The sequence below is a fragment of the Hymenobacter agri genome (assembly GCF_054778495.1).
The window spans coordinates 1-2,839 of record NZ_BAAGZM010000555.1 but is presented as its reverse complement, the minus strand read 5'-3'; the positions used below and the strand labels follow the sequence as shown (position 1 = coordinate 2,839).

Here is a 2,839-nt window from a genome sequence, read left to right as displayed (position 1 = left end):
GGCGGGCGCGTACCGGTGACGACCATGCTGCTGGCCGGCATTGCCGTGAACGCGCTGGCGGCCGGCGGCACCGGCTTCCTCTCCTACATCGCCCGCGACCCACAGGCCCGCTCCATTACCTTTTGGAGCCTGGGTAGCTTTTCGAGCGCCGACTGGCCTTCGCTCTACCTCGTGGGCACCGTTACGGCCGTGGGCGGGCTGTTGGCGCTGCGCTATGCCAATGCCTTGAATGCCCTGCAGTTGGGCGAAAACGAAGCCGAATACCTGGGCATCGACGTGCGGCGGCTGCAAAACCGCGTGTTGCTGCTCAATACGCTGCTCGTTGCAGTGGCCACGGCCACGGTGGGCGTCATCGGGTTTGTAGGGCTGATAGTGCCACACTTGCTACGGCTGCTGCGCCTGACGGACAACCGTACGCTCTTGGTAGGTTCGGGGCTGCTGGGGGCAGTACTGCTGGTGGTATCCGATACGGTGGCGCGCACCATCATCGCCCCGGCCGAATTACCCATTGGCGTGCTCACGGCGGTGGTGGGCGCGCCGGTGTTTCTGGGGCTGCTGGCGAAGCACCGCATTGCGGGGTTGGGTTGATGTCTTCGACCAGCAGCGTAACGTGCTTATTTCCCTTATAACTCCCCTCTCCACCCGTGCTTAGCCTCGACCGCGCCTCCTTCACTATTCAGGGCAAAACGCTGCTCCACGAAGCCACGCTGGCCTGCCGGCCCGGTGAGATGACCGTGCTACTGGGTCCCAACGGCGCGGGCAAAACCACGCTGCTACGCCTGCTGGCCGGCCTTTATGCCCCTACCGCCGGCCGCGTGCAGCTCGACGGGCAAAACCTGTACGACTTCGACCGCAGCGTGCTGGCGCGGGCGCGGGCCGTGCTCTCACAGGAAATTCACTTGGCGTTTCCGATGACGGTGGAGGACGTGGTGCTGATGGGCCGCTACCCGCACCACGGCCGCAGCACGCCGGCCCGCGACCAAGCCATTGCTCGGCAAGCCCTGGCCACGCTGGGCCTGGCCAGCTTTGCCGGACGCGACTACGGCACCCTGAGCGGCGGTGAGGCCCAGAAAGTGCAGATGGCGCGGGTACTCACCCAAAGTTGGGAGCCGCCCACGGCCGGCAGCCGCGTGCTGCTGCTCGACGAGCCGGTGGCCAGCCTCGACATTCAGTACCAGCACCAGTTGTTGCAAGTGGCGCGGCAGCGGGCCCACGAGCAGGCCATTGTCGTCACCATTCTGCACGACATCAACCTGGCCCTGGCCTACGCCGACCGTGTGGTGCTCCTGAAAAATGGCCGCATCCAGCACATAATTGAGCAACCCGCGGCCCTCACAGCCGAGGTGCTGCGCGACGTATTCTCAGCCGATTTGCGGGTGGTTGCCAATCCCCTCACCGGGCGACCGCTAGTCGTGTATGCCGGCCCGGCCGAGGCATCGCCCAACAGCGCGTTATCGTAGTAGTTCGACCGGCATTTTAGCGCAACTCGTGGCGGTCGAAGGCGGCCTGCAAATCGTCGCGCATGGCCTGGAAGCGGGCAATGGCGGCGGCCAGAAACTCGTCATCGAGCAATTCGCGCACTTCGGCATCGGAGCCGGTGAGCAAGTCGAGCTCGGCCACTTTGTAGGTCTGTTCGAGGTTTCCCTGCTCCAGCTTCAGCAGGAACTTACCGTTCCAAGCCAGCAGGGTGATTTTGACGGCGGGATGAGGGATATCAGCAACGTGACGCATAAGCAGGAAAACAGGGCCGCAAAGGGCCACGAAGGTACTAAGCTCGACCTAACTCCTCCCGTGCCGCCTGCGTAAAAACGGCGTGGCCCACCGACCTAGGCCGTTTCTTTCCACATTCAATTACCTACTGTCATGCCCCAGGGAGATAAGTCGAAATACACCGACAAGCAAAAGCGTCAGGCCGAACACATCGAAGAAGGCTACGAGAAGCGCGGAGTGTCTGAGAAAGAGGCCGAAGCCCGTGCCTGGGCCACGGTAAATAAAAATGACGGCGGGGGGAAACAACCCGGCGGCTCGGGCCGTAAAAAGGCCGAATAAAAATTTCTTGGTACGTTCTAACGCCCCAAGTGGCTGTCACCTCACAAAAGCAAGGCCTCCCGCAATCGTTTGTGGGAGGCCTTGCTTTTGCGCTTCTACGCATCTTACTACGGTTTCCGGGCCACCATTTTCACGAGCCGCAGCTGCTGCTTCGTGAAATCGGCGGTACCGATGGGCTCTTCGTAGCGCACGATTTTCAGGCCGGCAGCCTGGTAAAGCTTCGGCAGCTCATCGGTCTTGAAGAACACGCGGTAGTCGCCGTCGACAACCTGAATTTTCTCGGTGGCATCCATGTGGAAGGCTTCGAGCACCACGAGGCCGCCGGGTTTCAGGGCTTTTTGCACGCGGGCGGCGTAGTCGCGGCCGCCGGCGTAGCTCAGCACGATGAGGTCCCACTTGTTGGTGCCCCAGTCGTATCTGGCCATGTCGGCTACTTCGGTGGTGAGGGGCACGCCCAGCTGATGGGCCCGGGCCTGGGCGTAGGCCAGCGCCTTTTCGGCTACGTCGACGCCCGTGACCTGCCAGCCCTGCTGGGCCAGGTAAATGGCGTTGCGGCCCTCGCCCATGTCGGCGTCGAGGGCAGTGCCAGGCTGATGCCCCTTCACGGTTTCGACCAGCAGGGCATTGGGCTTTTCGTTGAGGGTGCGGGCCCGGGCGAGGGAGTCGGTGAGGATGTAGTTCCAGCGAATGCGGGTGCGCTCGGCCAGCAGGCGCTTGTGCTCGGCCAGCTGGGCGGCGGTGGGGTTGGCGGGTAGCACCGGCTCGGGGCCGATGCCGGGAATGGGCGGCA

At 63.4% G+C, this 2,839-nt stretch carries 5 protein-coding genes; 3 read left to right on the top strand and 2 right to left on the bottom strand.

What is annotated here, in order from left to right:
• Positions 1-588 (top strand): FecCD family ABC transporter permease (locus ACYVDE_RS19240; RefSeq protein WP_460503159.1); only part of this gene is annotated, 588 nt, incomplete at its 5' end.
• A 56-nt stretch (positions 589-644) separates the two neighbouring features.
• Positions 645-1,460 carry a heme ABC transporter ATP-binding protein gene (locus ACYVDE_RS19235; RefSeq protein WP_460503158.1) on the top strand — a complete coding sequence of 272 codons (816 nt, stop codon included), beginning with the start codon at positions 645-647 and terminating at the stop codon, positions 1,458-1,460.
• A 16-nt stretch (positions 1,461-1,476) separates the two neighbouring features.
• On the opposite strand, the gene ACYVDE_RS19230 is transcribed toward ACYVDE_RS19235, so the two are convergent.
• Positions 1,477-1,731 (bottom strand): hypothetical protein, encoded by a 255-nt coding sequence (locus ACYVDE_RS19230; protein WP_198075081.1) that lies wholly within the window; start codon positions 1,729-1,731, stop codon positions 1,477-1,479.
• A gap of 132 nt (positions 1,732-1,863) precedes the next feature.
• Here ACYVDE_RS19230 and ACYVDE_RS19225 point away from each other — a divergent pair, with 132 nt between their 5' ends.
• A complete protein-coding gene (locus tag ACYVDE_RS19225; RefSeq protein WP_460503157.1) occupies positions 1,864-2,049 on the top strand; it encodes a hypothetical protein in 186 nt (61 codons plus the stop codon).
• Positions 2,050-2,156: 107 nt separating this feature from the next.
• Here the strand turns inward: ACYVDE_RS19225 and ACYVDE_RS19220 are convergent.
• A partial coding sequence (locus tag ACYVDE_RS19220; protein WP_460503156.1) for a class I SAM-dependent methyltransferase occupies positions 2,157-2,839 on the bottom strand: 683 nt, incomplete at its 5' end.